28 protein-coding genes are annotated in these 26,442 nt (G+C 36.5%); 17 read left to right on the top strand and 11 right to left on the bottom strand.

Translation table 11 applies throughout. From position 1 onward, the window contains the following. The first annotated feature begins 45 nt into the window (after window positions 1-45). Genes PXC01_RS13920 through PXC01_RS13910 form a run of 3 tightly spaced genes read left to right on the top strand, consistent with a single transcriptional unit; the run spans window position 46 to window position 1,719 of the window. On the top strand, window positions 46-492 hold the full coding sequence (locus PXC01_RS13920) for a FixH family protein (protein WP_276472887.1): 447 nt from the start codon (window positions 46-48) through the stop codon (window positions 490-492). Window positions 493-495: 3 nt separating this feature from the next. Continuing rightward, window positions 496-1,200 carry a sulfite exporter TauE/SafE family protein gene (locus PXC01_RS13915; RefSeq protein WP_276472886.1) on the top strand — a complete coding sequence of 235 codons (705 nt, stop codon included), beginning with the start codon at window positions 496-498 and terminating at the stop codon, window positions 1,198-1,200. A gap of 27 nt (window positions 1,201-1,227) precedes the next feature. After that, a complete protein-coding gene (locus PXC01_RS13910; RefSeq protein ID WP_276472885.1) occupies window positions 1,228-1,719 on the top strand; it encodes a GTP-binding protein in 492 nt (163 codons plus the stop codon). A 77-nt stretch (window positions 1,720-1,796) separates the two neighbouring features. Here PXC01_RS13910 and PXC01_RS13905 read toward each other — a convergent pair whose 3' ends face one another. Both PXC01_RS13905 and hemN read right to left on the bottom strand, forming a co-directional pair. After that, window positions 1,797-2,618 carry a universal stress protein gene (locus tag PXC01_RS13905; RefSeq protein WP_276472884.1) on the bottom strand — a complete coding sequence of 274 codons (822 nt, stop codon included), beginning with the start codon at window positions 2,616-2,618 and terminating at the stop codon, window positions 1,797-1,799. Window positions 2,619-2,671: 53 nt separating this feature from the next. Continuing rightward, window positions 2,672-4,033, bottom strand: a complete 1,362-nt coding sequence (hemN, locus tag PXC01_RS13900) for an oxygen-independent coproporphyrinogen III oxidase (protein ID WP_276472883.1) — start codon at window positions 4,031-4,033, stop codon at window positions 2,672-2,674. A gap of 183 nt (window positions 4,034-4,216) precedes the next feature. Between hemN and PXC01_RS13895 the strand changes: the two genes are divergently transcribed. The 8 genes from PXC01_RS13895 (at window position 4,217) to PXC01_RS13860 (ending at window position 10,593) form a co-directional block, all read left to right on the top strand. Then, a complete protein-coding gene (locus PXC01_RS13895) occupies window positions 4,217-4,612 on the top strand; it encodes a DUF983 domain-containing protein (protein ID WP_276472882.1) in 396 nt (131 codons plus the stop codon). Between the two features lies 1 nt (window position 4,613). Further along, window positions 4,614-5,246, top strand: a complete 633-nt coding sequence (locus tag PXC01_RS13890; protein WP_276472881.1) for a Crp/Fnr family transcriptional regulator — start codon at window positions 4,614-4,616, stop codon at window positions 5,244-5,246. A 69-nt stretch (window positions 5,247-5,315) separates the two neighbouring features. Beyond that, window positions 5,316-6,116, top strand: a complete 801-nt coding sequence (locus tag PXC01_RS13885) for a sulfite exporter TauE/SafE family protein (protein WP_276472880.1) — start codon at window positions 5,316-5,318, stop codon at window positions 6,114-6,116. A gap of 82 nt (window positions 6,117-6,198) precedes the next feature. After that, complete coding sequence (locus PXC01_RS13880; RefSeq protein ID WP_276472879.1) at window positions 6,199-7,614, top strand: MBL fold metallo-hydrolase; 1,416 nt, start codon at window positions 6,199-6,201, stop codon at window positions 7,612-7,614. Between the two features lie 127 nt (window positions 7,615-7,741). Beyond that, entirely contained in the window at window positions 7,742-9,151 is a 1,410-nt protein-coding gene (locus tag PXC01_RS13875) for an MBL fold metallo-hydrolase (RefSeq protein WP_276472878.1), read from the top strand. An 88-nt stretch (window positions 9,152-9,239) separates the two neighbouring features. Beyond that, window positions 9,240-9,587, top strand: coding sequence for a rhodanese-like domain-containing protein (locus PXC01_RS13870; RefSeq protein WP_276472877.1), 348 nt, complete (start codon window positions 9,240-9,242; stop codon window positions 9,585-9,587). A gap of 127 nt (window positions 9,588-9,714) precedes the next feature. Continuing rightward, window positions 9,715-10,320, top strand: coding sequence for a Tll0287-like domain-containing protein (locus PXC01_RS13865; RefSeq protein WP_276472876.1), 606 nt, complete (start codon window positions 9,715-9,717; stop codon window positions 10,318-10,320). 3 nt (window positions 10,321-10,323) lie between these two features. Beyond that, the gene (locus tag PXC01_RS13860) at window positions 10,324-10,593 is read left to right on the top strand and encodes a heavy-metal-associated domain-containing protein (RefSeq protein WP_276472875.1); all 270 of its coding nucleotides are present in this window, start codon (window positions 10,324-10,326) and stop codon (window positions 10,591-10,593) included. A 35-nt stretch (window positions 10,594-10,628) separates the two neighbouring features. On the opposite strand, the gene PXC01_RS13855 is transcribed toward PXC01_RS13860, so the two are convergent. Further along, window positions 10,629-11,504, bottom strand: coding sequence for a sterol desaturase family protein (locus tag PXC01_RS13855; RefSeq protein ID WP_276472874.1), 876 nt, complete (start codon window positions 11,502-11,504; stop codon window positions 10,629-10,631). Between the two features lie 225 nt (window positions 11,505-11,729). Between PXC01_RS13855 and PXC01_RS13850 the strand changes: the two genes are divergently transcribed. Beyond that, the gene (locus tag PXC01_RS13850) at window positions 11,730-11,936 is read left to right on the top strand and encodes a YgaP family membrane protein (protein ID WP_276472873.1); all 207 of its coding nucleotides are present in this window, start codon (window positions 11,730-11,732) and stop codon (window positions 11,934-11,936) included. Between the two features lie 5 nt (window positions 11,937-11,941). Here PXC01_RS13850 and PXC01_RS13845 read toward each other — a convergent pair whose 3' ends face one another. Next, window positions 11,942-13,279: an OprD family outer membrane porin gene (locus PXC01_RS13845; RefSeq protein ID WP_276472872.1), complete on the bottom strand. Its 1,338-nt coding sequence runs from the start codon at window positions 13,277-13,279 to the stop codon at window positions 11,942-11,944. A 4-nt stretch (window positions 13,280-13,283) separates the two neighbouring features. Next, window positions 13,284-14,321, bottom strand: coding sequence for a c-type cytochrome (locus tag PXC01_RS13840; RefSeq protein ID WP_276472871.1), 1,038 nt, complete (start codon window positions 14,319-14,321; stop codon window positions 13,284-13,286). Between the two features lie 179 nt (window positions 14,322-14,500). Between PXC01_RS13840 and PXC01_RS13835 the strand changes: the two genes are divergently transcribed. The 5 genes from PXC01_RS13835 (at window position 14,501) to PXC01_RS13815 (ending at window position 18,512) form a co-directional block, all read left to right on the top strand. After that, a complete protein-coding gene (locus PXC01_RS13835; protein ID WP_058105561.1) occupies window positions 14,501-15,028 on the top strand; it encodes a DsrE family protein in 528 nt (175 codons plus the stop codon). A gap of 112 nt (window positions 15,029-15,140) precedes the next feature. Beyond that, window positions 15,141-16,454 (top strand): cytochrome ubiquinol oxidase subunit I, encoded by a 1,314-nt coding sequence (locus PXC01_RS13830; protein WP_276472870.1) that lies wholly within the window; start codon window positions 15,141-15,143, stop codon window positions 16,452-16,454. Continuing rightward, entirely contained in the window at window positions 16,451-17,470 is a 1,020-nt protein-coding gene (locus PXC01_RS13825) for a cytochrome d ubiquinol oxidase subunit II (RefSeq protein ID WP_074674354.1), read from the top strand. Before PXC01_RS13830 ends, PXC01_RS13825 begins: the two co-directional genes overlap by 4 nt. A gap of 66 nt (window positions 17,471-17,536) precedes the next feature. Continuing rightward, window positions 17,537-18,097 carry a YeeE/YedE family protein gene (locus PXC01_RS13820; protein WP_276472869.1) on the top strand — a complete coding sequence of 187 codons (561 nt, stop codon included), beginning with the start codon at window positions 17,537-17,539 and terminating at the stop codon, window positions 18,095-18,097. Window position 18,098: 1 nt separating this feature from the next. After that, window positions 18,099-18,512 (top strand): DUF6691 family protein, encoded by a 414-nt coding sequence (locus tag PXC01_RS13815; protein ID WP_091603114.1) that lies wholly within the window; start codon window positions 18,099-18,101, stop codon window positions 18,510-18,512. 7 nt (window positions 18,513-18,519) lie between these two features. Here PXC01_RS13815 and PXC01_RS13810 read toward each other — a convergent pair whose 3' ends face one another. The 6 genes from PXC01_RS13810 to PXC01_RS13785 are packed head-to-tail and all read right to left on the bottom strand — an operon-like array spanning window position 18,520 to window position 26,359. Then, window positions 18,520-20,274, bottom strand: a complete 1,755-nt coding sequence (locus tag PXC01_RS13810) for a hypothetical protein (protein WP_276472868.1) — start codon at window positions 20,272-20,274, stop codon at window positions 18,520-18,522. Next, window positions 20,267-22,504, bottom strand: a complete 2,238-nt coding sequence (locus tag PXC01_RS13805; protein WP_276472867.1) for a tryptophan-rich sensory protein — start codon at window positions 22,502-22,504, stop codon at window positions 20,267-20,269. Before PXC01_RS13805 ends, PXC01_RS13810 begins: the two co-directional genes overlap by 8 nt. Continuing rightward, the gene (locus tag PXC01_RS13800) at window positions 22,504-23,799 is read right to left on the bottom strand and encodes a BatA domain-containing protein (RefSeq protein WP_276472866.1); all 1,296 of its coding nucleotides are present in this window, start codon (window positions 23,797-23,799) and stop codon (window positions 22,504-22,506) included. Before PXC01_RS13800 ends, PXC01_RS13805 begins: the two co-directional genes overlap by 1 nt. A gap of 1 nt (window position 23,800) precedes the next feature. Further along, window positions 23,801-24,700, bottom strand: a complete 900-nt coding sequence (locus PXC01_RS13795; RefSeq protein WP_276472865.1) for a DUF58 domain-containing protein — start codon at window positions 24,698-24,700, stop codon at window positions 23,801-23,803. Between the two features lie 21 nt (window positions 24,701-24,721). Further along, window positions 24,722-25,726: an AAA family ATPase gene (locus tag PXC01_RS13790; protein ID WP_276472864.1), complete on the bottom strand. Its 1,005-nt coding sequence runs from the start codon at window positions 25,724-25,726 to the stop codon at window positions 24,722-24,724. A 12-nt stretch (window positions 25,727-25,738) separates the two neighbouring features. Further along, window positions 25,739-26,359, bottom strand: coding sequence for a DUF4159 domain-containing protein (locus tag PXC01_RS13785; RefSeq protein ID WP_276472863.1), 621 nt, complete (start codon window positions 26,357-26,359; stop codon window positions 25,739-25,741). Window positions 26,360-26,442: the final 83 nt, after the last annotated feature.

The raw sequence follows: 26,442 nt of genomic DNA, 5'->3' as shown, positions 1-26,442 counted from the left end.
TCAGGGTATTATGCCCTTTGGCGGTGCCAATAAAAACATAGCATCATGAAAATTAATTGGGGTACCGGTATTGTAATAGCTATTATAGCTTTCATTAGTTTTATTATGTTCTTTGTGGTTAAAATGACCACAAGTCATGACGCCAACCATGATTTGGTAACAGAAGAATATTATAAAGCGGAACTGGGCTACCAGAAAGAAATTGATGCCGAAAGAAATGCCATTAACGCTTCTTCACAAATAGAAATTAAAAAATCTCCAGAGGGTTTACTCGTAATTTTTCCTGATGGTTATGATGATACCAATGTTAAAGGTATCGTATCCCTATATAGACCTTCCAACAAGAATTTGGATTTTAATTTGCCCATTAGTTTATCCAATTCACATTTGCTAATACCTGACAATCAATTGCTGGAAGGTCGTTGGGATATTAAAGTTTCATGGCAACATGAAGAAAAAGAGTTTCTTCACAAAGAAAGTATTACATTTTAATCTATGTTATTATCTGCCCTCATACTAGGTCTTATGGGTAGTTTGCACTGCGTAGGTATGTGCGGACCCATTGCCTTTATGCTTCCGGTAGATAGAACGAACAATTATAAAAAATTTGGGCAAATATTTATCTATCACTTTGGGCGTTTACTTGCCTATGGTATTATAGGCCTGGTGTTTGGCCTGTTAGGGAAAGGACTTTCCATCTTCGGAATACAACAGAAACTTTCTATTGCTATTGGTGTTATAATGATTCTGATTGTTTTGATTCCCTATCAAACCTTCAATAAATACAACTTGTCCAAACCTGTTTACAAAATCATATCAAAAGTTAAAAATCAACTGGGCAAAGAGCTTAAAAAGAAATCGCCGGATACTTTTTTGACCATTGGTTTTTTAAACGGATTTTTACCCTGCGGACTCGTATATATGGCGCTCTTTGGTTCTATTGCCATGGGCGATGCCCTACAAGGTAGCTTGTATATGATACTTTTTGGCGTTGGTACCCTACCACTAATGACAGCTGCCATATATTTTAGTAATTTATTAAAAGGCGGTATATGCCAAAAAGTACAAAAAGCAATTCCTGTATTTGTCATTATCATTGGTGCGCTTTTTATTCTAAGAGGTCTTGGTCTGGGTATTCCTTATGTATCCCCTGCCCCGGTTACCCAATTAGTATCCAGTGCTATAGAATGCCATAATTAATGACAATTTTCAAATAATTCTATTCATATGAAACCGTTACCGAACGAGATTGTACTTCGCCCCAGGTTTCAATTGCACATACCAAAAAATAAAGAAACTGTACTTAGCAAGTTTGAACGGTCAAAGGAGAATCCGTTTGTAACGAAACGATTGGATGAGCATGTATTTATAAAGTTTAATAAAAAAGAGAACCATTTTTGGTCTCCGCAACTTCACATAGAAATTGATGAGATAGATGAAATTAGCTGCAAGCTACATGGTGTTTTTGGTCCAAACCCTACCCTATGGACATTTTTTATGTTCGTACATTTCATTGTCGCCACATTATTTATAATTATAGGTATTTGGGCATATTCAAGTGCATCATTAGGCAAAACATATCATATACAAGTAGGTCTTATGGTGCTGTTGGTCCTCATATGGTTTGTGCTATATTTTGCCGGTAGAAGCGGTAAGAAAAAGGGACAACCTCAAATGCAGCAATTACTTGATTTTATGAGGGATGTTATTGATACTTAGTACTCCTTATATTTACCGAACAAATAAACCCAAAGCTTTCGCTTTGGGTTTATTGTTATTTAAAATATGGTTAGCTTCTATATTTTAAAAGTAATTACAGGAATACGGGAATGGTTTACAACATCTTCTCCTATACTTCCATTAAACAGATGTGAGATTCCTTTTCTACCATGGGTAGGCATTGCTATGGCATCTGCTAAAATGGTTTTACCGTAGTTTAGTATGCCTTGCTCTACACTGTAATCATTATAAATTTCTACTTGTTGCGCCGAATTGGCTTTCGTTAAAAACTTATTTATTTTTTGATATGCATCTCTATTGCTTAAGAATTCGTCGTTGGGTGTATTGATGAAAACAACCTCCATACTGGCATCTAACATTTCCGCAAATTCTTTTGCTTTTTGAAAAGCAGGTAAGTTATCATCGTTAAAATCACATGCAAATACAAAACGATCTAAACTTAAATTGGTTATCTCGCCTTTAATGACCAAAACCGGTACGGTAGCATTACGAACCACTTTTTCCGCATTAGAACCAATAAACATTTCTTCCAGTCCGCTTGCTCCGTTAGAGCCCATTACTATTAGGTCTGCATCATGCTCTTTTGCAATGGCATCTAACTCACTGAATACTTTATAATGTTTAATGACAGGTGTTACGGAAAGTCCTTCTAAATATGGCTTTTCCAGAAATTCCTTTAAATTCTTTTCGGCAAGTTTTACCAGAAATACGGTCTGCTCAATATACATACCGTCAGGAGATGTCAGAATTGCCTGGTTTAGTTCTAGCATGTGAACTACCAATAATTCCACATCGTGTTTTTTTGCCAAATCTGCAGCTGCTTTTAACGCTTGTTCTGACTGTTTTGAAAAATCTGTAAGTACGATTATTTTTTTCATAATAATTTTATTTAGCGATTATTAAGATTAGGAACTTTTAATTCTTTTATTACTTAAACTGTCATTGAGAATAGTTTGGTCTCAGGATTTTTCCTTTGTAGTGGCAGATCGAATGCCATACATACATTTCTAACAAAAGGCCTACCTTTCTCCGTTATTTGAAGATTACCTTCCGTAATATGCACCAAACCATCTTCTTGCATTTCTTTTAACCTATCTAAAATACTGTCCATATGTGGAAGATGTAGTTTAAATTTGCTCCAGGAAGTACTAAACTGACACATTAAATTTAAGATATGCCTTCTTATAATCTGATCTTGTTCAGATAAAATATGACCTCTATACAATGGTATAATGTCATTTTCTACCAAATTTTGATACTCCTCTACATTCTTTACATTTTGTGCAAAACCATACCAGCTATCGCTTATACTAGATGCCCCTAGCCCAATCATTAAATGCGTGTTAGAGCTAGTATAGCCCATAAAATTCCTATGTAGATCACCGTTTTCCATGGCCTTGTAAAGTCCATCGGTCGGCAAAGCAAAATGATCCATACCTATTTCATGGTAACCATAGTTCAACAATAATTCCTTACCTGTCTCATATTGCATTCTCTTTTCGTCCCCAACAGGTAAATCTGCATCATTATAACCACGTTGACCATTACCCGCCAACCATGGCACATGTGCATAACTATAAAAAGCAATACGATCTGGTTTAAGCTCTTTGGTTTTTTCAATGGTATAAATTACATGTTCAAGTTTTTGGTGGGGTAACCCAAAAATGATATCATGGCCAATTGATGTATATCCTATTTCCCTGGCCCATTCCGTAACATTTTTCACATTAACAAAAGGTTGAATTCTATGTATAGCCTTCTGTACGGTTTCATTATAATCTTGAACACCAAAACTTACTCTTCTAAAGCCAACATTGTACAAGCCCTGTAGGTGTTCTTTGGTGGTGTTATTTGGATGCCCTTCAAAACTAAATTCTGCATCGGGGGCTTTATCCGCCAGTCTTAAAATTCCATCGATCAAATATTTTAAATTCTCCGGATTAAAGAAAGTTGGTGTACCGCCACCTAGGTGCAACTCTTTAATAATTGGTTTTTCATCAAACATTGCGCTATATAGTTTCCATTCTTTTAAAACAGATTTTATATAGGGCATTTCAACATCATGTCTTTTTGTTATGCGTTTATGACATCCGCAGAACGTACACATACTCTCGCAAAAAGGTAGGTGTATATAAAGGCTTATTCCGGACACGGTATTACTTACATGAAAACTTCTTTTTACCGTCTTTTCCCATTTTTTTCCCGAAAAAGTATTTACATCCCAAAAAGGAACTGTAGGATAGCTGGTGTAACGAGGACCGGGTACATTGTACTTTTGAACAAGCGAACACATATGAATTTGTTTTTTGACAAACATACACGTCATTACCAGTATAAAATATGATTAATATCAGTTCATGCATCAATGAAAAAAGATAACTTTTTAAAAAACAGGTAATGTATTAATATGCTTATGTAACCTATGTTACCTAAGCAAATATTAAAAACTTATAATTTTGTTTTTAAATTTCTAGGCATGTTATTAAAAGGTTCAAAATTATACAGCATTATTTTTTTAAAATGTCCACGTTGCCATAAAGGTGAATTCTTTGAGGCCAATCCTTATAAGTTAAGTAACTTCAACAAGGTTAAGGATCATTGTCCAAAATGTAATTTAAAATATAGCATAGAGCCCAGTTTCTACACGGGCTCCATGTATGTTTCTTATGCCGTAGGTATTGCCGTTGCGGTTGCAACATACGTTTTGTCCTTGATTTTTAACCTTCAACTTTCCTTAGTAAATCTGTTCATAGCCATTGTGGTTGTATTGATACTGACCATGCCTTGGATTGCGGCAGTTTCAAAATCTATTTGGGCAAACATATTTTTTAACTTTGATAAAAAAATAGCACAGAAAATTAATTCTAACTAATATGATTCAAGACCTAACGACAGAATACGGAAAAATCTTTGAAGAGGAACTTATTAATGAAATAGTCCAAGTAGGTACGTTCAAAGAAATTCCCGAAGGATATAAACTTATGGACATTGGCGATTTTGTTAGAGGTATGCCCTTATTGATTTCCGGTGCTATAAAAATTTTAAGAGAAGATGAAGATGGGGATGAACTTCTGCTATACTATCTTGAAAAAGGCGATACATGTTCAATGACCATGGCCTGTTGTATGGGCGATAACAAAAGTGAAATTAGGGCCATTGCCGAAATGGATACCAAACTGATTATAGTTCCCATTCAAAAAATGGAAGAATGGACTACCAAGTATAAGTCTTGGCGTAATTTTGTATTCAATAGTTACCATGAGAGATTAAATGAACTTTTGAGCACCCTAGATAATATTGCTTTCCAAAAAATGGATGAACGCCTAATTGGCTACCTAAAAGAAAAGGCAAGGGTTACAAAAGACAATATTATTCACAATACCCATCAAGAAATTGCATATGATCTGCATAGCTCAAGGGTCGTAATTTCCAGACTTTTAAAGAAATTGGAAGAAATGGGAAAAATAAAACTTCACCGAAATTATTTAGAAATATTAGATTTATAAAGCCTCTGTAACCTTTGTTACTGCACAGGTTTCTATACCGCTCTACTTTTGTGTTACTAAATTAAATACATGGAAGTATTGCATATTTTAGGGTATATCAGCGCCCTAATTATTGGTATATCTTTAGGTCTTATTGGCGGCGGTGGTTCTATTCTTGCCGTACCTGTTTTAGCATATCTTTTTTCCATTAACGAAAAAGCCGCTACTGCTTATTCCCTTTTTATTGTTGGTGCAAGCGCACTTATAGGTGGTTACAAACAACATTTAAAAGGTTACGTAGATTGGCGTACCGCTATCGTTTTTGGTATTCCGGCCATTATAGGTGTAACCTTGGTAAGACATTATGTTGTACCGGCAATGCCAGATGTTTTATTCGAAATAGACAATTTTCAATTTACACGTAGAATGGCTATGTTCGGGCTGTTTGCCATTTTAATGATCCCAGCAGCATATTCCATGCTTAAAAGAGAAAAGTGTATGGAGAATACCGGAAAGGTGGCATACAACTACCCACTGATCTTGGTAGAAGGTCTATTAGTGGGCAGTATTACGGGATTAATTGGTGCAGGAGGCGGATTCTTAATTATTCCTGCACTTGTCATTTTGGCAAACGTAAAAATGAAGGTAGCCGTAGGCACTTCTTTGATCATTATCGCCATTAAATCTTTAATGGGTTTCTTCTTGGGCGATGCCATGACCATGGATATTGATTGGCAATTCCTAGCCATTTTCACAAGTATTTCTTTCGTAGGCATTTTTATTGGGAGCTACCTCAGCAACTTTATTGATGGTTCAAAACTGAAGAAAGGTTTTGGCTATTTCATTCTTATAATGGCCGTCTTTATATTTTACATGGAATTCTTTAAATAAAATTACGCTTATGTGACAAAAGTCACTGTACACCTCTTATACAAAAGGTAATTTTAAAGTATTAATCGTAAAAAACAACAATATGAAAGTAGAACAAATTTATACGGGATGTTTGGCACATGCTGCCTATTATATAGAGAATAACGGTGAAGCAGCAGTTTTTGATCCTTTACGTGAGATTCAACCTTATATAGAACGCGCCAAAAAAGACAATGCCAAAATAAAATATGTTTTTGAAACACATTTTCATGCCGATTTTGTGAGCGGACATTTAGACTTGCAAAAAAAGGCGGGTTCAGAAATTGTATTTGGACCTGGGGCAAAACCTGCTTATGAAGCTACGACAGCTAAAGACAATCAAGTATTTGAAATAGGCGATTATAAGGTAAAAGTAATTCATACTCCGGGACACACAATGGAGAGTACTACGTATCTGTTAATTGATGAAAATGGAAAAGAACATGGTATTATCACTGGCGATACTTTATTCATTGGTGATGTTGGCAGACCTGATCTTGCACAACATGTAGTAGCTGATCTTACAGAAGAAAAACTAGCTGGTTATTTATTCGATTCGCTTCGTAATAGAATTATGCCCTTAAGCGATGATTTGATTGTTTATCCTAATCACGGTGCGGGCTCCGCGTGTGGTAAAATGATGAGTAAAGAAACTACGGACACTTTAGGACATCAAAAGAAAGTAAATTATGCTTTACGGGCAGATATGACCAAAGAAGAATTCATTAAAGAACTATTGACCGGATTGACCACTCCTCCAGGTTATTTCCCTAAAAATGTTCTAATGAACATTAAAGGTTATGAACCTCTAGATAAAATTATAGATAGGGCCACTACCCCATTTTCACCAGAAGCTTTTGAAGCTGTTGCCAATGAAACAGGTGCCTTGGTCTTAGATACAAGAAATGCGGAAGACTTTGCCAAAGGTTTTATTCCTAATAGCATCAATATAGGGCTAGAAGGTAATTTTGCGCAATGGGTAGGTGAAATGATTCCAGATATTCAACAAGAAATTTTGTTGGTTACTTACAAGGATAAACAAGAAGAAGCTATTACCCGTTTGGCAAGAGTTGGCTATGACAATACTGTAGGTTTCTTGGATGGCGGATTTGATTCTTGGAAAAATTCCGGAAAAGAGTTCGAAGTATCCCAAAGAATTAATGCTACCCAATTAGAGGATGAATATAAAGCGGACAAACCATTGATTATTGATGTAAGAAAGAAGAGCGAGTTCGATTCTGAACATGTTATTGATGCCATCAATGTTCCTTTAAATGAAATTAATGAGCATTTGGCACAATTTCCAAAAGACAAACCTTTTGTTTTACATTGTGCGGGCGGTTATAGAAGTATGATAGCCGCATCTATCTTAAAACAAAGAGGTTGGAAAGATTTTACCGATGTTATAGGAGGTTTTGAAGCTATTTCTAAAACAACGGTTCCTAAAACAGCGTACGTTTGCCCATCTACACTTTTGTAATAATGAAATATAAATTTACAGCTCTGATTCTTTCAGGGCTGTTTTACATTTAACCACCTATGTAACATTGGTTACTGTATAATTATACATCTCAATGTAGTTTTGTGTCATCATTAATATTGAAATTATGAAAGTAGAACAAATATATACCGGTTGTCTTGCACAAGGTGCTTATTACATTGAGAGTAATGGAGAAGTTGCCATAATCGATCCCCTACGTGAAGTACAGCCTTATATTAAGAAGGCTGCTGCAGACAATGCGAAGATCAAGTATATTTTTGAGACGCATTTTCATGCCGATTTTGTAAGTGGCCATGTAACCTTAGCAAAGGAAACTGGTGCAGATATTATATATGGACCCAAAGCAAACCCATCTTTTGATGCCATTATTGCTACTGATAATCAAGAGTTTAAAATTGGCAATGTTACTATTACGGCCCTGCACACTCCTGGTCATACTATGGAAAGTACCACCTATTTATTACGTAATGAAACAGGAAAAGACTATGCTATTTTTAGTGGAGATACTTTATTCCTAGGTGATGTTGGTAGACCTGATCTTGCCCAAAAAATGGGAGAACTTACAGAACGTGATTTGGCAGGATTTTTATTTGATAGTCTTCGTGAAAAAATTATGCCTCTGGCAGATGACGTTATCGTTTATCCCGCGCATGGTGCCGGTTCTGCTTGTGGAAAGAATATGATGAAAGAAACGGTAGATACTTTGGGCAACCAAAAGAAAATGAATTATGCCTTACGTGCAGATATGACGAAAGACGAATTTATTGACGAAGTCATTGACGGATTGCTACCGCCACCACAATATTTTCCATTGAACGTTAAAATGAACAAAGAAGGCTATGAGGACGTTAAAAAAGTTTTGGAACGTGGCACAAGAGCTTTATCACCAGCTGCTTTTGAAGCGGCAGCCAATGAAACCGGTGCCATTGTCTTAGATGTTCGTCATCAAGATGATTTTGCAAAAGGTCATATTCCACGTTCCATTTTTATTGGATTGGATGGTAGTTTTGCTCCATGGGTAGGTGCTTTAATTGCAGATGTACAACAACCTTTATTGTTGGTAACTCCTGTTGGTATGGAAGAAGAAACCGTAACTAGACTTTCTAGAGTAGGTTTTGATGGTACTTTAGGTTACCTAGAAGGCGGATTCGATGCTTGGAAAAAAGCGGCAATGGAGTATGATACCGTAAACCAGATTGATGCAGACGGACTTAAAAAAGCAATTGAGACTGAAAACGTTCCTGTTTTTGATGTAAGAAAAGAATCCGAATTTTTATCCGAACATATTATAGATGCCGTGAATACCCCACTAGACTTTTTAAACGATTATTTAGCTGAATTCCCTAACAATAAACCTTTCTATGTGCATTGCGCGGGCGGATATAGAAGCATGATCGCTTCTTCAATTTTAAAAAGTAGAGGAATACATAATCTAATAGATGTTAAAGGCGGATTTAAAGCAATAAAAGAAGCTGGAATTTCCGTTTCTGAATTTGTTTGCCCTACAATATTATAATATTTTTATTGGTCGATTTTTGAAAGAAACGGTCATATATAAAGACCATTTCTTTCTATTGTTGAATATTAATTTTAAATAAAATACCATGTCATTTTTAAGCACACTCTTTGGTAAAAAAGATCAAGAAGCTACAGGTACTATTACCGTATTGAACAAGAACGAATATGCAACGCAAATTGTAACTAACAACATTAAACCTTTTGATGTTAGAACACCATCTGAATATAATAGTGGTCACATTAAAAAAGCAATAAACGTTGATATTTTCAAAGCCGGCAATTTCAATAGTTACTTTGAAAAATTAGATAAAGAGAAACCGGTATATGTCTATTGTAGATCTGGTGCAAGAAGCCAAAAGGCTGCTCGCAAATTATTAAAAATGGGCTTTGTACAAGTATATGACCTAAAAGGGGGATATAATTCTTGGAATTAAACCAAGTATATACTTTAAACTATTAATTATTTAAATATCAAACACTTATACTTAAACAATAAGCGCCTTGTAAATCATATAATTAATTATTAATCTTATACTCATTAAAAAGATATTTTTATTACTAGTGGCTGTTTTAGTGTTAAGCTGTAAAGATTCGTCAAAAGTAAAAGATGATAATAATGTAGAGAGCTCAAATGCTATTGAAACTAGCAAAAACGCTACTATTAATGACAGTATTCTTCTAGAAAAAGGAAAAACGTATGCCCAGAGTACCCAAAAAGTCTTAGGCAAAAACCTAATTGTAAGCTTACAAAAAAGCGGTGCTGTAGGTGCTGTAGAATTTTGTAATGAAAAGGCCTACCCTCTAACAGATAGTATGGCTATTGTGCACAATGCAAAAATTAGAAGGGTCAGTGACAAACCAAGAAATACCAACAACCAGGCAAACAAAGAAGAACTTGAGTATATTGAATTTTTTAAATCAAAAATTAATAACAACGAGTCTTACCAACCTATAGTAACTAATGAAAATGGAAAAACTAAATTCTATTCCCCTATTGTTACCAATACCATGTGCTTAAATTGTCATGGGGTTCCAGAGACGAATATAGATTCAAAAGTTACCCTTCTATTAAACGACAAATATCCGTATGATCAGGCTATTGGTTATAAAGAGAATGAAGTAAGAGGTATATGGAGTATAACTTTTAACGATGAAGAATATAAATAAGATATGACATCAATAATTCCTATTCAAAATTTAAAATGCGGTGGCTGTGCCAAAACAATTGTATCTAAACTAGAAGAAATTTCTACCGTTACCAATGTATCGGTAAATGTTGAAACATCATCGGTTTCTTTTGATGCAGTAAATCAAGAAGATATTAATATCGTAAAAACTAAATTAAAAGCAATTGGCTACCCCAGTATTGACGAAGAGAATTCAGTACTGTCAAAAGCAAAATCCTTTGTGAGCTGTGCCACGGGAAAATTATCTAATTAAAGTATAGGAATATTTGAAGAAGAAGTAATTAATGCTTACTTCTTCTTTGATTTAAAACCATGCGTTAACTGCCTTAAAAAACCTTCTGGCAATTCCTCATCTCCTGGGTACCCCAATCTTACATCACCACTATCTTCTGGTATGTAGTTGGTTTTAAATATATAATCCCACAAGCTCAAGCTAATTCCGAAATTTACACCGTATGTTCCCTCTGGTAAATCATAGGCATGATGGTATAAATGCATTACAGGGTTATTTAAAATATATTTTAATGGTCCCCATGTAATCTTTATGTTAGAATGGTTAAAATGCCCAATGGCAATTGCAGCAAAATGTACAACGTAAGCTTGTTCCGGTTCAAAGCCGCCAAGTAGCATTACACCAAAAGTTTTTAAAGGTTTATAAAGAATATTCTCCATCCAGTGGTAGCGTAAATGCGCGGCAAAGCCCATTTCTTTTACACTATGGTGTACTTGATGAAACTTCCATAAAAAAGCATATTTATGCAGTAATGTATGGGTAAACCATTGTACAAGATCCAACACCACAAAAAATAACAATAACTGACCCCACATAGGCCAACTAGATGTATCTATAACGGCTAAGCTATTGGCTTTAATACCAATATCTTCAAAGAAAACCCCTAGTATCTTGTATATTCCACTTATGGCAATGGCAAACAAAAAGAAGTTGAAAAACATATAGAAGCCATCTAACCAAAAATCCTTTCTAAAAACACCTTGATTTTTTCTCCATGGAAAAACAATTTCCAATATCCAGACGATAAGGGAAATTAAAATGAGTCCCCAGAAATAATTAAGATACCAAGGCACATCGAAAATGATAGATTTCCATGTCCAACTTAATGTTCCGGTAATCGCATTTAAAAACGCCTCTACATATGCTTCCATTGCACGCGAACTTTTTACAAAAATACTGTAATTATTTTGCTCCTTATGTAACCAAAGTTACTTTAGAAATCTTGCGTAACCATTAATTTTGACCTGACCAATGTCATATGCCACGTACTTAGAATACAGTACTTTGGCAAGGGCAAAGATGTATCAACTAAAAAATATGTTGTATTAGTCAATACTATACTGCCAACATTACAATTAACATTTAAAACTAGCGTCATGAAAAAAAATATGGGAACCACAGACAAATACATAAGATTTATTATTGCAGCTATTCTTCTAATTGCATTTTTTACAAATGCGGTAACCGGTGTTTTAGGTTATATTGCGTTAGCCGTTGCAGCTATTTTCATATTGACATCTTTCATAAATTTTTGCCCGTTGTACACTTTATTCGGTGCTAATACCTGTAAGGTTAAAAAGTGATTAATTTAAAAATTGTAATTGAAAATTATATCCAAATGAAACATATCAACCTTATTGAAATATAAGTTTGGGTTGTTCGGAATATTTCCATTTGCAATTTTAGAAGTGATCAATAGTTCTGGTCGTAAATGTTTTAACTTTTTAATCGTAAAGAAAACATCTAAATTAATATGGGTGTAATCTGGTAATGCATATTTGTTCAAAGTAGCATCGGTTACGCTGCCCTTCCAATGTTTTCCTACGCTTAAAATAGTTTTTAGATTTAATTCTTCATCAATTATATTAGAGGAATTGATGTAATTGAACACTAACGCATGATTATCTGCAGAGCCTTCACTACGTTCTCTTTTCTGAAAACTGAACAAGTCTTCCCTACCCCACTCTCTAGGTGATAAAAATTGACCGTTCGGCAATATTCTATCATATCCTAATGATAGTAAGCCTACTTTACTTTTATACCCAATTTTTAACCCTAATATGTCCGATGAATTTTGATTGAAATATCTGAGAGAATCTATACTATTACCACCATCACCAACCTTATTTTGATGCAACCACTCCCCTTCTAAAATAATAGCCTTAGATACTTTTAATTTAGGTTTGATGTAGACGGAATTAAAAACATTATCCACATACTGGTTCCAGACTTTTACACTTAAATCCTTTGACAGCTTAAAGTCCGCATTTGCAACTATCACATAGTCAGATTCAGTATTACCACCATACCCCGATGCATTCCCATAAATATTTCTACCTACGGGATAGGTACCAATACTTTCCCCAATATCAAAAAACTCTCCGGTTGACCGCGGTGCTATTTCATTTAAAACGCCCAATTGAAACTTTGCCTTTTCCGCATTAAACCGATACCAAAAACCTTGTACCAAAGTAGGTATCATTCTACCATCTTCGGGGTTGATCAAGGGTGTATTGATCTTCATTCTACCTAAGGTAAAGGTGTGCTTATTTAATTTATATTTCGCATACAGTTCTCCCAATAAAAAAACTGCATCGTTTTCTAAATCCAACCTATCAAACAATCCTTCTTCGTATCTACTAATTCTTCCGGTTGTTACATCTGGTATGGTTAAATCTTGTAACCCTAAATTCGTAGAATTATACAATGCCCCACCTATTTCTAAATTTTCCAATAAATTATACTGATACTTTAGTTTACCTCCGGTTGCCAAAGCATTAAAGTCTTTTAACTCCCCCTTATTTGATGTCATCATATAATACGTACGCCATTGCCCTGAAAGGGTTCCTTTTTTCTTTACCGATACAGAATCCTGTGCAATAGAAAATATAGGCAAACAAATAATGAACAGATATACTAATCGCATGGGGTTACTTTGTTTTAGTGATACCGTATTTCTCCTTGTAGAAGTCCATTATAGGAGGAAACGGACCATATTTGTGCTGCTCGGGCGTAAAATCATCTACCCAAGGACCGTAGGGTGTAGATACCGGTTTTAGCTTTTTATCGGGATAATCGTTTTCGGTATTTAGTTTATGTGGTCTGCTAAAGCTATTAATATAACCCGCTACATGGTATGCTTCTTCATCGGTAAGTTTAGGGTTATCCCAAGTGGCTTGCAAATAGGGCATGTTACTCTTTATAAATTCCGCCGACGTAATTACCCTGTGCATTCCTGCGCCATCGTTAAAACTATCTTCTCCCCACAATGGTGGATATGTATAACTGTTGTTATCCTCTAGACTTAAAACCCCAGTTCCATTTTCACCATGGCAAATAACACACTCTTTAGTATATACTTGCTTACCTTTTACTAAATCTACCTTTTCATTAGGAATCTTAATTTTTGGATATCCTTTAAACTCGGACTTTCTATCTTCAGGCAAACCTTCACTCAACCAATCCATATAGGCAACAATGGCCACAAGTTTATCTGAATCCGGCGGAAGCATTCTACCGTTCATACTTCGTTCCATACAACCGTTAATTCGGTCTTCAATAGTACCCACTTTATTTCCCCTTCCACCAAACTGTGGAAAACGTTCTAAAATACCTACCCAAGAACCTGAACCTGCCTGTGCCCCTTTTTGTAAATGACAATTGGCACAAGCCAAGTTATTACCACTATATCTATCTGCATTATTTTTGGCACCCGGACCCATATACTTTGAAGTCTCAGCAATTAAGTAATATCCTTTTTTGACCTCTAAGGGCATGTTTTCAATTTCGGCAATAGCATCTTTAGGTTGCCAAATGCTATCCACAGCTACTTCTTCTGTTTCAATTAAAATGTCTTGACTTTTACTGGGCTCATAATTTAAAAGCCATAAAAATACCAAGCCCACCAAAAGGAATACTATAGTAAATAGTTTAAAAAGTTGCTTGGCCAAAATTCGTAAATCACCCATATAAATGTAATCTAACGCTAATTTAAATAACGAATCTATAATTATTACACCATAATGACAGTAACCCAAGTTACACTTGCGTTAAATACATTAACTTACTTTCATTACTATTCAAAAATGTAGAAATTAGTACTTCTAGATTCAAACCTGTTTTACAATCATTATAAATACCGAAACACATGAAAAAAGCGCTTCTTTTATTAATAACAATTATGGCCATACAACTTACTACCGCTCAGGAATGGACGACCCCGATCATAAACGGTTACGGAAAAATTAAAGAATTCAAGGACGTAGCAGTTCAACCCGATGCTTCTAAAAAATATAATATCGTTTTTGACCTTAAGGATGACCGTGAAATGCATGGTACCAATATTGGTTATTTTAAAATTGCCCGTTTAATAAACATGTTAGGCTCGGGCGGTGTTTCCGCTGACAATATAAATATTGTTGCTGCCATACATGGTGGTGCAACATTCACGGCTTTGAACGACGAAAAATATAAAGCTAAATATGAGAAAGAAAACCCTAATGCAGAGGTTATACAGCTTTTAAAGGACTACGGAGTACAATTCTATGTTTGCGCTCAAGCAACAGCTTCTAGAGGTATTGGAGCCGAAGATCTTAACCCAAACACACAACTTGGTCTTTCTGCAATGATGGTGCTGGCCAATTATCAATTAGATGGTTATATCTTAATGCCATAACCAGCGAATCATATGGATTTTTAACACTTATTTTTTGATTTAGGTAACCTTTGTAACGTAAGAAAAACACACCGTTTCGTATCTTTATATCCATATTTAAAACAGGTGGATTATGGAAAATATAGATGCTGCAAGACTACAAATGGCGTTTACCCTTATCTTCCATATTGTGTTCGCCTGTATTGGTATGGTTATGCCTTTTTTTATGGTGGTATCCCACAAAAAATGGTTGAATACACGCAATCCCATTTACCTTACGCTCACAAAATCCTGGCAAAAAGGTGTTGCCATTTTCTTTGTTACAGGTGCCGTATCCGGTACTGCACTTTCCTTTGAACTAGGTCTCTTGTGGCCTGAATTCATGAAACATTCAGGCCCTATTATTGGCATGCCATTTTCATTAGAGGGTGCAGCATTTTTTGTGGAGGCCGTTGCTTTAGGATTTTACCTTTACGGATGGAAAAAAATTCCCGAAACCTTTCACTGGTTCACCGGTATCATCGTAGGTATATCTGGAGTAATGTCCGGTATTTTAGTAGTTTCCGCTAATGGTTGGATGAATGCACCTTCGGGTTTTGATTACATTAATGGCGAATTCTTAAATATAGATCCGGTAAAAGCACTATTTAATCCTGCATGGTTTACCCAAGCTTTGCATATGACCTTAGCCGCTTTTACGGCTACAGGATTTGCCGTAGCAGGTATTCATGCTTACCAAGTTTATAAAAAACGTAATGTTGAGCTTCATAAGAAAGCATTTAAAATAGCCATAACATTTGCCACCATAGCTGCTATTCTACAGCCCTTAAGCGGAGATCTTTCTGCCAAGGATATTGCAGAAAGGCAACCCGTTAAGTTGGCTGCCATGGAAGCGCATTACGAAACCAAAAAAGGAGCTCCGCTCTATATTGGCGGAATTGTGGATAATGAAACTCAAGAGGTCAAGTACAAGCTGGAAATCCCCAATGCCTTATCCTTTCTTGCTTTTGGAGATTTTAATGCCGAAGTAAAAGGATTAAATGATTTTCCTAAAGATGAACAACCTAATGTTGCCATGGTCCATTACGCTTTTCAGACCATGGTTGGACTAGGCTCTCTTTTAATGATAGCGGGAATGCTATTTTTTGTAGCCAAGTACAAAAAGAAATCTTGGTTCAATATGCCAAAATTCTGGTTGTTATTTGCGCTTTTAGCTCCATTGGGCTTTGTTGCCCTTGAAGCTGGTTGGATCGTTACCGAAGTTGGTAGGCAACCTTGGATCATACACAACATTATGAAAACCAAAGATGCCGTTACCCCAATGCCAGGTATTGTATTTAGTTTGTACACTTATATAGCTGTATATACCATATTGACCATTGCGGTAACATGGTTAATGGCAAGGCAAATTAAATTCTTGAACAGTGTTAAAACCAATGAAGCATGATCTACGTTGTACTAGCCTTTCTTGCCATTTCTTTATTGCTCTACGTTTTACTGGCAGGAGCAGATTTTGGCGCGGGAATCATTGAGTTGTTCTCCTCTAAAGAAAACCAAGCTATCAATAAGAAGACCGTCTACCAAGTAATGGGTCCAGTTTGGGAGGCCAACCATATTTGGATCATTATTTTAATCGTTATTCTATGGATCGCCTTCCCCCATTACTACAACATTTTAGTGCTCGCACTACATATTCCATTGACCTTGGTGTTACTGGGCATAACCCTTAGAGGTGTGGCCTTTGTATTTCGATATTATGATGCCTACAAAGACAGTTCTCAAATTTTATATGATTGGATGTTTAAAACCTCTAGTCTAGTTACCCCAATATTCTTAGGCCTTACCATGGGCGGCGTGGTCAGTGGAGACATTATTAATCCATCACAGATGGAAAACCATAGTTTTTTGGAAGTTTATGTACACTCTTGGTTCAATGTTTTTTCCATTTTAACGGGATTCTTTTATGCAGCCCTTTGTGCTTTCTTGGCATCGGTATTTCTAATTGGTGAGGTAGATGACACCAGTAAATCCATGTACATGAGAAAAGCCTCTATAGCAACTATAGTAGTAGTTTCTTTGGGTTTTATAACATTGGCATATGGGTATTTGTCAGGTATCGCTTTTGTTGTAGATTTCATTAGTAACATCTGGTCTATCTCTGCCATTGTAGTTTCCGGCATTTTATTGTTTCCGCTATGGAAAAGTATTAAATCCGGTAGAAGAATCATCTCTAGGGCATTGGCAGGCATTCAAATATTCTTTATTCTATTTGCGGCTACCATTACGCATTTTCCAAACATACTTTTCACCACCACAGGTAGCATTAGCATTTATGAACAACCTGTTCCTGATAGTGTTATGAACGTTTTGGGCATTTCTTTGCTTGTAGGCGGTGTCTTAATTATTCCGGGGCTTTTCCATTTACTCAAATCTTTTAAATTGATCAAACTCCTAGAGCGCTAACTTGTGTAACATTGGTTACCAAGCAAGTGTTTTAAATTCCATTTCTTTGCGTTTCAAAATATGACTATGAATTTGATTTACGATCCCTGGCCATGGTATGTGGCCGGACCTTTAATTGCCTTAACCATGTTTGTACTACTGTACATAGGCAAACAATTTGGCATGTCATCTAACCTTAGAACCATGTGTTCTATTGGTGGTGCCGCAAAATATTCCGATTTCTTTAAGTTCGATTGGAAAGCGCAACGATGGAATATAATTGTTGTTCTTGGTGCTGTTATTGGCGGATTTATCGCTTCTCAATTTATGTCCAACAATACGGTAAAAATAAATCCTGAAGTTGCACAACAACTTTCAACGGATTACGGAATTGAAAGCGCGGGTGAAGCTTATTTACCTACGGAGCTTTTTGCCTCTGAAAACTTAACTGATCCATTTGTACTTGCCGTGCTAATTTTAGGCGGATTCATGGTTGGTTTCGGTGCTCGTTATGCGGGTGGTTGTACCAGTGGTCATGCTATATCCGGACTAAGTAATTTACAGTTGCCTTCTTTAATTGCCGTGATTGGTTTCTTTATTGGCGGCTTGGTTATGATTCACCTTTTATTCCCACTAATTTTTAGCTAACATGAAGTATTTAAGTTATTTGACCATAGGTATATTTTTCGGCATCATCATGTATAAATCTGAAGCTGCTTCGTGGTTTCGTATTTATGAAATGTTCCAATTTGGCTCTTTCCATATGTATGGCATTATTGGTTCTGCCCTTGTTTTAGGGGTAATAGGCGTTCAGATTATTAAAAGAAATAACATCAAAGCCATTGGAGGAAAAGAAATGAACTTGCACCCCAAAAGAAAAGGTGTGACCAATTATTTAATCGGTGGAATCATTTTTGGATTAGGATGGGCGTTGGCAGGTGCTTGCCCAGGTCCTATGTACGTGCTTGCAGGCGCTGGTTACTTTTCTATCTTAATCGTAATTGCAAGTGCTATTCTAGGCACATTCGTTTACGGTTTGCTAAAGGACAAACTACCACATTAAAACTGATTTAACTTTGGGATGATAATTTTGGAGACAACCATAACCATCCAATTCCCAATAGAAACAATATATAAAGCAATAGTAGCGATATAGGACGGTTCACCATAACTGTCCTATTTTCTTTTATTCCTTTACCAAACTTTTTAGTATTAGCAGCTCTTGTATTCGAGGCACTTAAAGATTTCCAATCATCGGCATCGTAAACGTAATAGGAAAATTGAGTTGTACTGTCACCCTCTACTTCCAAAGTATTCCACCCTGCTTTCTTCGGATATGTAGTACCTGAATATTTAAAAGACACGTTTGCGTCTTGTAGCAATGGAATACGTTTTTCTTCAGTATTTATTATCTGAAAATCTTCCAAACCGGTACGTAATACAAAAGAATATGGCTCGCCCACTTTTGGCAATTCCGTCTGCGATTGCCATGCTACCACTTGTTCTTTTCGTTGTACGATTTTATCTAAAATTTGAGTCCAAATGATTTTATAGGCTTGATCCTTTCCCTGCAACAATAATTGATAACTATTTAACAATGTTGTGGTTGCAACTCTACCCAAGCCCAATTGCTTGTAATACGATAATTTTCCAAGTTCATTTGAATCTATTGCATTCACAGCGAATGTTTCATTAAATGTAAATGGATATTTTTCTATGTTGACGGTACTATTGGGCAATTGCACCTCATTTACGCCATCGCTTTTAAAACTAAAATATGGCATTGCTTTACCAAGTTTAAACAGCAATTCAGTTGGTTGAATAAACAAGCCTAATCCATTTTCACGTATGCTATGTTCAAAGCGATTTTTTACCGTTTTTCCGAAATTGAAATAGGTTTCGGTATCTGTAATAACCACATTGAACTTACTTAAGCTCTCCTCGGTAAATTGATAAATTGGCGATGCTTTGGTATTAAAATACTCGAACTTAAATTTTCCTTTTGTCAACTGACTACGAACCGTAACTTCATACCCCTGATCCGCTAAAAAATTCTTGAGGTATTTTGTTTCAAATGTTGGAAAGGTGTTTACTATCAATACGCGAATAGGTTCTTTTTTACGAATTGTAATTGGTAGCGGATTCGATGCTAACACCTTACCCACATTATCTTTCTGGGATAATTTAAAAATAAAATCACCACTAACTTTTGGGACTGCTTTTAAGGAAAAATTTTGCGAACTCTTGTCTTTTAAAAGTATAGAATCCAAACCATTACCTCGCGAATCTTGCAATACTAAAATGGAACCTGGCTTCGGTTTAGCATAAGTTCCGTTTAGCTTTAAATCATCCCCTAAAACAAGATGGTCATTAAACTTTACCTTGGTAATTCCTGATGTAATTTCGTTAGCTAAATAACTTGTTGGAATACTATCGAACTTATAAAAATCATAGGGTGCTACTCCATCGCCAATAACAAGCAGACTTGTGAGCGAATCTAAAGCCCAACGAACCGATTGCTTGTGGTTATATTCCAATACCTGAATTCCCTCATAAATAGATTCTAAACTATCTTGTTGTGCCGTTCGGTAGCCTTCGGTTAAAAGTAGTCCTTGCTTGTGCTGTATTTCTACTTCTTTGCTAGGTTCTAAAATAATTAAAATTAAGGCGAACAGCGTTATAAATGCAACTATAGCATTTAAAGTAAACTTGCCCTTATTTCGTGTTTGCCATTCCTTAAAAATAAATGCAGCAAATAACAATACACCACCTGAAATAATAGGTAGTAGCAATTCTTTCTGTACAAACGAAATTCCATCAATCATACACTTCCAATTGTTTTAGAAATAGTGAATTGATTTCGTCTGTGTACACTTTTTCAGATCCGGGCACCTGCGGTGTACTTGGCAAAGCCAATAACAATCCTTTTTGAACAAATTGGTAATTTTCAAGGGTTCTTCCCGAGTTATTCTCTATACTTTTTAACCCTTGCAAGACCTGTAAATATTTACCCGGGTTTTCTATTGCCAATTGTGCCAGCTCATTGCCTGCAGCAGTAAAAAGTATAGTATCATCCTCTTTAAACTTCTGTTCGCCTTGTACCAACTGTTCTATACGGCTAACTGCATTTTCAATGGCTTCAAAAGGTAAATCTGCACTAGTTGTTTCGTTTTTACTATAATTTTTAATGTCCTTTATATTTCCAGTAAGTCGGTTTTCCTCCTTAATCGGTGGTGGGTCAAATCCTATGCGATGCACATAAATACGAGCACTATTTTTAATTTCTTGAATATATTTTAAAGCCTCATATTGAAATGGCAACGACTTTTCTGGCTCATACAATCGCAAATGTAATTCGGCATCCCACATGATACTTAATGCCTTTCTTAATTTGGTTTTTAAGGATTCTTCGAACAAGGTAGATTCTTCTGGATCATCATGATTATGCAGGTAATCATGTAAAGGGTCTTCTGGTTCTTCGCTTGTTTCTTCATGTTCGTGCTCATGCTGTTCTACCAAGTTATGCTCGTTATCACCATCATGGTCATGCATAAATTCTTTTAGTATATTTTCTTGATCTTCAGCATGATCATGGTCTTCACCTTCTTCATGACTTTCGATCACGGCAGGTGCTTCTTCCATCTCAGATTCATCGCCCATAAACTGTCCGTATTTTAAACGCAGCGCTTTTTGATCAAACCCCAATTCATTACTTCTCGATTTAAATTCTTGAATTGAAATGCTGGGTTTATCCTTTATTAATTTCTCGGTGTCCATAATCAATTGTCGCTGACTTCTAAAATAATCGGGCATTTGGTCTACGCCTAAAGTTCCCTCTACACCAAATTGCTCTCCCACGGTATCTTTGATTACTGCAAAATACGTTTCGCTACGTGCCACATTACGCTTCGGCTGTTTTTCATCAAAGGCTTCTATATAAAAATAAAGCTCATCGCCTACTTCCATTTTCAAGGCATTTAGATCTAGTGTTTTGGTGGCTCGTGTAGATTTGGTTCCTTTTGAAATGGCTTCCTTAAAATTCAATTTTTCTTCCCTAAACTTTACAGACTCTCCCGTGCCTTTACTTACCGTTGCAATTATATAGCTTTCATCAATTCCAAAATCATCTGTAATGGCACTTTGCAGTTCTACCAATTTTTTATCGGAAAAATCAAAATAGGTGTATTGCTCCAATCCTAAAATCTCTATTTCGGGCGGATTATCCGCTACTGCCTCCAATGAAAACAAATCGGATGTATACTCTGTTCCTTCTTCATTTTGAAATTTGAAACTATAAAAACCTGATGCTGTTAGAGGTAATTGCACTTGATAACCTGTTTCTGATTTTTGCATAGGCTTTAACTCGCCCATCACATCTAATACCGGTGCTACAACTGCAGCATCAAATTGTAACTTCCATTGAATTTTAGCTCCGGTAACAGCCTTTATATTTGGGTCTGCTGTAGACTTACTCCCCAATCTTGTGTACGATGGATAAATAACCCGTATTTCCTGCTTCTCAATTGCCGGAATACTGCTTTTAACTTGTACACTATCCGTTGCCACGAACTGAATTTGCTCGGTATTTTTAGGATTGTTTAGCTCGTTAGCAACCCCGGGAAATATAGCCAACTTGTGAAATATAAAGCCGAGTAATATACAACCTAGCATGACTAAAAATGCTTGTTTCAGGGCGTTTGGCGGACTTATATCTCCCAATCTTTTGGTGAGTTCTTCCGAAACCTTATAGCGTTGTAATCTGGCTAAATTGGATAAGCTGTCTTCTGGTTGTAACAGCAGCCCCGTGCTGAATGATGCTTCTGAGACGTGGGCATCTATATAGGAACTTGTTGCGTTCAAATTATGCTTCCAAGGCTTTTTCCTGAAGACAAAAAGTAAAACACTCATAATGAATGTTACCAAGCCAAACCAAACAGTTTCAGTAATAAAATAGCATAGTACGGCAATTCCCAAAGCATACAGAACAGCCTCGGCGTATGACAACAACTGCCATCGCTTTTGAAATTTTACCAAGTGTAGTTTGCCCTGCTCCATCACTGTTTGCGTTTATATGCTACAAAGCGTTCTACTAATAACAATACTAAAAGGATTAACCATAAATACGGATTCACATGCTGACTTGCCAATTGTTTTTGCTTCTTTTTACTAGGTGTATAAGTGGTTTCCAATTCAGCCGCAGTTACCGAACGATGATCTACCTCAGCTACTAATTTTTCAACTTCACCATTGATTTCCAGCATTTGCAACAATTGCTCTGTTAATCGCTCCGTAACCGCGTTCTCTGAGTTTATGCGTTTGGTCAAATAGAATGTATGCTCGGCTACGCCGGCAATTATCATTGATACCGATAGCGCATCCTCTTTAAAGACTAGTAACTTTTTAGCCGTTTTAGGGGCAGGTTTTGTACTCAGCCAGATGATGGCATCTGCTTCTTTGTTCGATTCTACTTCCGTATCTAAGCTAGATTCTACCTGAATCTCCCTATCCAAATAAATGGAAAGCGCCTTTAACGCTGCCTCTATATACAATTTGTCCTTCTGTAAACTATCGGAATAATAAAGAGCTATTTTAATGGGGTTCTGAACATACACAGGAACTTTCTCTACCGGGTTCGTTCCTGAAATTACTAAGCTATCGCCATTAGTGCTAAGTGTAAATTCATCGCCTAACTTGATATTTTTTTTGCTGACTTTGGTGTCAAACGGACTACTCTTTCCGGAAAATAATTGTAAACCGTTCTTCTTTTTATAGGCTAAGAAAGGTGTCTCTTTCGCTAATGCGGAATCAATGACTACCCAATGCATTTTATGCTTGGTTTCTGGTCTTGCTCCTTTTAACCCTTTGGCAAAACCCTTGGTAAAGACAACAATACTATCGGTCTGCAGCACATCCATTTCAGATGCCAAAGCCCAATAATCAGGTATGGAATTTATAGTAACTATTGCCTGTTTATTTTCCTTTAACGGTAAGTCTTTGCGCAACAGTCTAATTTCTTGATCATCGCTTATTTCATTGAAGCGAGACATAAAATCAGTATACTGTACCAGCTCTGGCTCAATAATATAGGTCAGGGATGTAGTACTCACTTTTGAATGCCATTGTGGTTTTGCCATCAACAATACCAATAGGGAAATGATGCCCATGCGTAATACCAACAACCACCATTCATTCAATTGAATACTGCTAGATTGTTTTGATTTCGATTCTGATAACCATTGTACACTACCAATTTTAATGGTCTTTGCTTCCTTTTTACTCCATAAATGGATGGCTATGGGAACCAGAAGTCCCAATAAAGCCCATAGATATGAAGGATGTGCAAATGACATACTAACCGATTCTTTTTCGTTGTTTCAAAAATAACTGAAGTGCTTCACCCAAAGGTGCATCCATTCTAAATACATGATGATCTATTCCGTTAGACAGCAATTCTTCTTTTATACTTTTCAATCTGTTTTCAAGAGCATTTAAATATTCGGTTTTTGCCTGCTGCGTATCTACTTTTATTCTTGCCCCTGTTTCCCAATCCTCAAAAGTGATGTTAGCACCGTAATTGAAATCAATTTCGGCAGCACCCATAATTTGCAATACCACCACCTCGTTCTTAACGGATTTTAATCCCTTTATAAATTTTGAAATCTCGTCACCGGTTTCATACATATCCGTCAAGAAGAAAATCAGCTCCTTCCCTCCTCTGTTCGGTATGCGTTTGTTTGAAATATGGGCTGCTGGCCACTTTCCAGTGTTTGAAAGTTTAATCAACTCTAACAGCAACCTGTTGTAATGCTTTTTATCTGCTTTAGGATATATGCTAATTGCATCTTTTTCATTTAAAGCGAATAAGCCCACGGCATCACCTTGCCTATGCGCCAAATACGCTAAGGTAGCTACCAATACGCGAACAAAATCCACCTTTGATAATTCGGTTTCTTTGTGCAACATAGATGCACTGGTATCTACAATAAACTTAATGGTTACCTGACTCTCAATTTCCGACTGTTTTATGTAATACCTGCCCGATCGTGCCAACATTTTCCAATCCAACAGCCGTAAATCATCACCGGGTTCGTAACCTCTGTACTGACTAAATTCCATTCCAGGACCCACACTGGCACTTCTATTTAAACCCGCCGTAAAACCTTCTACCACAATGCGCGATATTAAGGAAAGACCCTCAACCGTATTGATGACCTCTGGTTTTAATAAATCTTGATAGTCCTGTTTTGCCATAAACTCGATAATCCAGAGTTATTATTTACCTTTTAGTTGAATGGCACTCAGTAAATGGGTTGCCACTTTATCAGACGTAATACCTTCCGCTTCTGCCCTGAAATTCACTAAAACCCTATGTCGAAGTACGGGCAATGCCACTGCTTTTATATCATCTAATGTTACCGATAATCTACCCTCTAACAAGGCATTAGCCTTTGCCGTTAAAATCATAGCTTGACCTGCACGCGGACCTGCACCCCAATCTACCCAGTCTTTTACATACGCATCGGTCGTAGTTTCTGGGCGGGTTGCCCTGATGATATCACTCACAAAACTGATGAGCGCATCACTGATGGATACCTCTCTTACCAACTGTTGCAAACGCACAATATCATCGCCCGAAATAACTCGATTCAATTTCTTTTTAAAGGTACCCGTTGTCGCTTTTAAAATGGCTTCTTCATCTTGCTGTGTTGGATATCCTATTTTGATGTACAACAAGAATCTGTCTTGCTGTGCTTCGGGTAAAACAAATGTTCCTGATTGTTCAATGGGGTTTTGTGTAGCCAGTATAAAAAATGGCTTATCTAACGGATAGGTTTTGTCTCCGTAAGTTACCTCAAACTCCTGCATAGCTTCCAACAATGCAGCTTGTGTTTTTGGTGGTGTACGGTTAATTTCATCCGCTAGGATAATATTAGAGAAAATAGGACCCTTATTGAACTTAAAGAACTTTTTACCCGTAGTATGGTCTTCTTCTAAAATCTCTGTCCCAATAATATCCGAAGGCATTAGATCCGGCGTAAACTGTATTCTTTTAAACTTTAAATCGATGGCATTTGCCAAAGTCCTGATCATTAGTGTTTTTGCCAAACCGGGAACCCCTTCTAACAATGCATGACCACCGGCTAAAAACGTAATCAGTAATTGCGATACGGTATCTTCTTGCCCAATAATCACTTTCCCGATTTCTTGCTTTAAAGCACTTAATTTACCGGAAAGCATTTCTACCTCATCTGCAATGCGTTGTAATTCTTTATCCATTCAAAAATATGTTTATGAGGTTAGGGCATACATGACAATGTTGACCCCAAACCGTGTATTGTCTATTTTGTACCAACGTTTGTTTCTAAAATCATAATCCCACTCGCAACCGTAATCCTTATTACTGTATAGCACTCCTATTCTTCCATTGATGACTATTGCCTTTAAATAATCGTGCACCAGATCATCGCCCCAGCCGTTCAGCTCTTGTGATGTGGTGGGCGGACCATTTTCAAAATCAAAGAATATGGTATAGATTTCATGGTCGTTGGGTATTTTTTTTAATTCGGACGGACCAAATATTTCTTCCATTTGCCGCTCAAAGGATTTTGCGAACAAGCCGTCTATATCGTGATTGCAGTCATCGGCAAAAACAAAGCCTCCGTTGCGCACATACTTCTCAAAATTCTCTTTTTCCTTCTTGGTAAACTCTACCAACTTATGACCTGAGATATAACAAAACGGACTCTTAAAAATATCATCGCTTGCCAAAGTGATTATCTTCTCTTGCGTATCTACTTTCAAAGTGGTGTACTCCACCAATGAGTTCAACAGATTGGATGGCATGCGCTGATCCACATCCCAATCGCCGGATTCATACTGTAATCTCGTAAAGAAAAATTCGTTGCTCAAGGGCAAGTAATTAGTGTTTTTATTCCGCTTGAAAAAAGAAAACTGGCTGATGTAAATGTCACAATCAACCAGTTTATAGTGCT

The organism is Maribacter huludaoensis (assembly GCF_029350945.1).
GTDB classification, from domain to species: domain Bacteria; phylum Bacteroidota; class Bacteroidia; order Flavobacteriales; family Flavobacteriaceae; genus Maribacter; species Maribacter huludaoensis.
Note: the sequence above shows the minus strand (reverse complement) of the source record. Positions and strands in the feature narration are given on the sequence as shown.